Source organism: Lysobacter zhanggongensis (genome assembly GCF_046638635.1).
GTDB classification, from domain to species: Bacteria; Pseudomonadota; Gammaproteobacteria; order Xanthomonadales; family Xanthomonadaceae; genus Novilysobacter; species Novilysobacter luteus.
In genome coordinates, this window is record NZ_JBJXHK010000006.1 from 55863 (window position 1) to 60704 (window position 4842).

Here is a 4842-nt window from a genome sequence, read left to right on the forward strand (position 1 = left end):
CGCGGCGCCCGGGCCCTCACCGCAGCGAGAACGTGATTGGCACGCGCCCGATCGCCTTCACCGGGCGGCCGTCGCGCACCGCCGGCTGGAACCGCCAGTGGGCGAGCACGTGCCGCAGCGCCGCGCGATCCAGCTCCCGTTCGCCACTGCTGCCGACGATGCTCACCTCCAGCGGCGTGCCGTCGACGTCGACGAGGACCTCAAGCAGCACGGTGCCCTCGATACCCGCACGCAATGCACGGCGCGGGTAGGGCGGCGGCGGCGCGGCGGCGTAGCGAAGTGCCGCACCGGACATCACCGCGACAGAGGTTGCACTGGCCGGGACGGCCGGCGTTGCGTCGGGCGTCGCGGGGAGGGCCGGCAGATCGCCCGCCACCGGATCCACCACCGGCTGCGGGGACGGAACCGGGGTGACGTGCCGCGGAGTCGGCGTCGCCGCCGGCTGCGGCGCGACCCGCGGCTGTTCGACCGGTACCGGGATCGGTTCGATCCGCGGCTCGGGTAGGGCCGTCAACCAGTCGACCTCGGTGCGGGTCACTTCCGGCCCCGGGGCGACGATGCGCAGCGGCACCATCAACAGCATCAGCAGTACGACATTGATCGAGATCGCGCCCGCACCGGCTGCGATCCGGTTCCCGTCCAGCCCCGACGAATGGCCGCCGTGTCCACGCGAAAGGCTTACATGCACCATGGTCCACCTCCTCTGTCTGCCGTTGTAGGTTGCAAACGTGCGGGCGCGGCGGGCGGGGTTACGGATCGTCGGGACGACCCCGGGGTTACAGCTTAATGCACCCCGCGCCCACGTCTTGAACCTCCTCCGTACGCTTGCGTACAGCAAGAGACTGCCGAGGAACGGTCCGGCGCCGGCGACGGACGGCAGCGTGCTTCGCGAGCGCTCCGTGAGCAGGATCAAGAAAAAGCCCGCGGTTTCCCGCGGGCCTGAATGGATGAGGCGCTGTTTTGACGGACGGTCAGTCGTCGGCGGCGCCGGGGTGGGTCTCCGGTTCGCGGTCGAGCCCGCCGCGGTCGGGATTCTCCCGTTTCCGCGGGTGTGGCTGGCGGGCATCCTCCCGGTCACGCGGGTTGGGGTCGGCGTAACCCGCGTTGCCTTCCGGCTCGGGCGACGCGGCGGGCGGGGTGGTCTTGTCGGGGCCGGCCATGATCAACGCCCCAGCTCGAACACGACGTCCAGGTTGACCGACAGGGTGCTTTCACCCGGTGCGATCGGTGTCCCGGCCTCGGCCTTGTCCATGCGCGCCATTGCCATCATCGGGACGGGCGGTCCAAAGCCGCCGTTGCCTTCGCTGATGCTGACGATGCGACGGACCTCCATGCCCAGCGTCTGCGCATACATCTGCGCGCGGGCACGTGCCTTCTCGATCGCGGCGCGGCGGGCCTCGTCGTAGGCGCCTTCCTTGTCGTCGACCTCGAAGCTGGGGCCGTTGATCTGGTTGGCGCCCACCGCGACCAGCGCGTCCATGATCCCGCCCAGCTCACCGATCTTGCGGACCGTGATGTCGACGGTGTTGCGTGCCTCGTAGCCGGTGATGGTCGGCGGCTGGTTGTCGGCATAGCGGTACTGCGGGTGCAGGTTGACCCCGCTGCTGCGGATGTCGCGCTCGGCGATGCCGGCCTTGCGGATCGCGTCGACCACGCGGGTCATCTGTGCGGCGTTGGCGCGCATCGCCGCGTTGGCGTCGGCAGCCTGGGTGACCACGCCGGTCGACAGGTGGGCGATGTCGGGCACGCGGGTGGTCTCGGCCTGGGCCGATACCGACAGCAGGGTCCCGTCGGTGCTGACGGCGGCAGGCAGGGTCTGGGCGTGGGTCGGCATGGCGGCGGCTCCGAGTGCGAGGGCGGTGGCCAGGGCCAGCGCGCGCAGGCCGAGCGAAGGGATGGAGCGGGTGGTCGTTTGACGCATGGAAGCTTCCTTGGTGATCGCCGTGAGGGTCTGGCGAGGGGGGTGAACGAACCGTGAGTCCGGACGAGGTCGAGCCGCGCGGTTTCGGCTGGCGCTCAGTCAGTGCGGGTTATGCTTTCGACCGCCTGAACACGAGCACCCGGCGATACATGGGGGGTTGTCGCCGCTTCGCCTGCGCTGTTCCCCTCCTTCCCTGCGCGTCCAGCAACTGGTTTGCCGGCTACGCCTACCGGACCTCGCCCATCCCGATGCTCTACCTCGCTTCCAAATCGCCGCGACGCCGCGAACTGCTGGGCCGATTCGGCGTGGCGTTCGGGCTGATCGACCTGGACATTCCCGAGCAGCGTCGGGCCGGCGAACCCGCCGTCGATTACGTCGTACGCGTCGCGGGTGAGAAGGCCCGGGCGGGGCTGGCCGAGGTGGTCGCCGACCCCGATGCGCTGGTGCTCGGCTCCGACACCGAAGTGATCCTCGATGACGAGGTCTTCGGCAAGCCGGCCGATGCCGACGATGCGCGCGCGATGCTGCAGCGGCTCGCTGGCCGGACCCACCAGGTGGTCTCGGCGGTATCGCTGCTGTCGCATTCGGGTGGGTCCCATGCCCTCGCGGTCTCGCACGTGACCTTTGCCGAACTCGACGATGCGGTGATCGATGCCTACGTCGCCGGTGGCGACGCGTTCGGCAAGGCCGGGGCCTACGCCATCCAGGGCGTGGCCGAAACCTTCGTCACCCGGCTGGACGGCAGCCATTCGGCCGTCATGGGCCTGCCGATGCGCGAGACCGCCGTCCTGCTGGCCGAAGCCGGCCTCGGACCGCTGGCGGTGCCGGCATGACCGAGGAGATCCTGGTCAACGTCACCCCGCGCGAGACCCGCGTCGCGGTGGTCGAGAACGGCATGCTGCAGGAGCTGCACATCGAGCGTGGCTGGCGCCGCGGCGTGGTCGGCAACATCTACAAGGGCCGGGTGCAGCGGGTCATGCCCGGGATGCAGGCGGCGTTCGTCGACGTCGGCCTGGACCGCGCGGCGTTCCTGCATGCGGCCGACATCGCGCGCCCGCCGCCGGTGGGCAACGCCGAGGGCGAGGAGGCGCCGCTGCCACCCACGCCGACGCCGCCGATCGCCGAGCTGCTGCGGGACGGGCAGGAGATCATCGTCCAGGTGGTCAAGGACCCGATCGGCAGCAAGGGCGCCCGCCTGACCACCCAGATCAGCATCCCTTCGCGTTACCTCGTGCTGCTGCCGCGGACGCGGGTGGTGGGCGTCTCGGCACGGATCGAGGACGAGGTCGAGCGCGCTCGGCTGAAGACCTTCGTCGCCGGCCTCGCCGCGGCGGACGAGCCGCACGGCTACATCGTCCGCACCAACGCCGAGTCCCAGCCCGAGGAAGCGCTGGCCGAGGACATCGCCTACCTGAGCCGTGCGTGGAAGCTCATCTCCGAGCGCTCCGGCAGCGCACATGTCGGCCAGTGCGTGTACGAGGACCTGACCCTGCCGCTGCGCGCGGTGCGCGACCTGATGCGGCGCGACGTCGAGAAGGTGCGGGTCGACTCGCGCGAGACCTGCGACCGGCTGCGGGTGTTCGCCGCGCAGTTCATGCCGGGCCTTGCCGAGAAGATCGAGCATTACGCCGGCGCGCGCCCGATCTTCGACCTGTACGGCGTCGAGGACGAGATCGGCCGCGCGCTGGAGAAGCAGGTGCCGCTGAAGTCCGGCGGTTACCTGGTGATCGACCAGACCGAGGCGATGACCACGATCGACATCAACACCGGCTCCTTCCTGGGCCAGCGCAACCTCGAGGAAACCGTCTACCGGACCAACCTGGAGGCCGCGCAGTCGGTCGCGCGCCAGCTGCGGCTGCGCAACCTGGGCGGCATCATCATCATCGACTTCATCGACATGACCGATGCCGAGCACAAGCGGCAGGTACTGCGGCAGCTGGAGAAATCACTCGCCCGCGACCACGCCAAGACTACGGTCTACGACTTCTCGCCGCTGGGCCTGGTCGAGATGACCCGCAAGCGCACCACCGAGAGCCTGGAGCACCAGCTCAGCGAGCCGTGCCACGAGTGCGGCGGGCGCGGGATGCTCAAGACCTCCGAGACCGTGACCTACGAGATCTTCCGGGAGATCGTCCGGCAGGTGCGCCAGTTCGACGCCGCCCGCCTGCTGGTGATGGCCTCGCCGAAAGTCGTCGCGCGGATCACCGAGGAAGAGTCCGCGGCCGTGGCCGAGCTGGAGGAGTTCCTCGGCAAGTCGATCCGGTTCCAGGCCGACGACCAGTACGCGCAGGAGCAGTTCGATGTCGTACTGCTCTGAGCTGGACTGACCGATGACCGCGTTGCGCCGCCACCTGCGCATGGCCCGCCGTGGCCTGGGCTACACCGTCGCGATCGCGCTGGTGCTGGTGGCGCTGGTGCTCGGCGTCGCCAGCCAGGTACTGCCGCTGGCCGAGCGCAACCCCGACCGCATCGCGCAGTGGCTGAGCCAGCGTGCCGGGCGGCCCCTGGCGTTCGACCGGGTCGAGACCGAGTGGACCCGCCGTGGCCCGCTGCTGCGCCTGGACAACCTGCGGGTTGGCGAGGGCGGCCAGGCCTTCACCGTCGGCGACGCCGAGATGCTGGTGTCGATCTACGCCGGTCTGCTGCCGGGCACGCCACTGTCCGAGCTGCGGGTCCGCGGCCTCGACCTCACCCTTGAGCGCACCCCGGACGGTCGATGGCACGCGCGTGGCCTGCCCGGCCAGCAGCAGTCGGGAGCCGACCCGTTCGACGCGCTGGAGCGGCTTGGCGAGTTGCAGGTGATCGACGCCCGCCTGGCGGTGGTTGCGCCGGCGCTGGGCATCGATACGCACCTGCCGCAGGTCGACCTGCGCCTGCGCGTGGACGGCCAGCGGTTGCGCGCCGGCGTGCGCGCGTGGCCG

General features: G+C 70.4%; 6 protein-coding genes. 3 read left to right on the forward strand and 3 right to left on the reverse strand.

What is annotated here, in order from left to right; all coding sequences use genetic code 11:
- Positions 1–16: 16 nt before the first annotated feature.
- The 3 genes from ACKVMH_RS02355 to ACKVMH_RS02365 form a co-directional block, all read right to left on the reverse strand.
- Entirely contained in the window at positions 17–691 is a 675-nt protein-coding gene (locus ACKVMH_RS02355) for a TonB family protein (protein WP_412699087.1), read from the reverse strand.
- Positions 692–971: 280 nt separating this feature from the next.
- Complete coding sequence (locus ACKVMH_RS02360) at positions 972–1160, reverse strand: hypothetical protein (protein ID WP_215218361.1); 189 nt, start codon at positions 1158–1160, stop codon at positions 972–974.
- 2 nt (positions 1161–1162) lie between these two features.
- Complete coding sequence (locus tag ACKVMH_RS02365; RefSeq protein WP_412699088.1) at positions 1163–1921, reverse strand: SIMPL domain-containing protein; 759 nt, start codon at positions 1919–1921, stop codon at positions 1163–1165.
- A 248-nt stretch (positions 1922–2169) separates the two neighbouring features.
- On the opposite strand from ACKVMH_RS02365, the gene ACKVMH_RS02370 reads away from it, so the two are divergent.
- The 3 genes from ACKVMH_RS02370 to ACKVMH_RS02380 all read left to right on the forward strand — a co-directional run.
- A complete protein-coding gene (locus tag ACKVMH_RS02370) occupies positions 2170–2754 on the forward strand; it encodes a Maf family protein (protein WP_412699089.1) in 585 nt (194 codons plus the stop codon).
- Positions 2751–4238 (forward strand): ribonuclease G, encoded by a 1488-nt coding sequence (rng, locus tag ACKVMH_RS02375; RefSeq protein WP_412699090.1) that lies wholly within the window; start codon positions 2751–2753, stop codon positions 4236–4238. The genes ACKVMH_RS02370 and rng overlap by 4 nt, the downstream gene beginning before the upstream one ends.
- A 13-nt stretch (positions 4239–4251) precedes the next feature.
- Positions 4252–4842, forward strand: a 591-nt coding sequence (locus ACKVMH_RS02380; RefSeq protein WP_459167096.1) for a YhdP family protein, incomplete at its 3' end; no start/stop codon positions are given.

Bases quoted from the DNA above. Each gene is read 5' to 3' on its own strand.
- ACKVMH_RS02370 (WP_412699089.1), top strand. From the start codon at position 2,170: ATGCTCTACCTCGCTTCCAAATCGCCGCGACGCCGCGAACTGCTGGGC.
- ACKVMH_RS02360 (WP_215218361.1), bottom strand. From the start codon at position 1,160: ATGGCCGGCCCCGACAAGACCACCCCGCCCGCCGCGTCGCCCGAGCCG.
- rng (WP_412699090.1), top strand. From the start codon at position 2,751: ATGACCGAGGAGATCCTGGTCAACGTCACCCCGCGCGAGACCCGCGTC.
- ACKVMH_RS02365 (WP_412699088.1), bottom strand. From the start codon at position 1,921: ATGCGTCAAACGACCACCCGCTCCATCCCTTCGCTCGGCCTGCGCGCG.
- ACKVMH_RS02355 (WP_412699087.1), bottom strand. From the start codon at position 691: ATGGTGCATGTAAGCCTTTCGCGTGGACACGGCGGCCATTCGTCGGGG.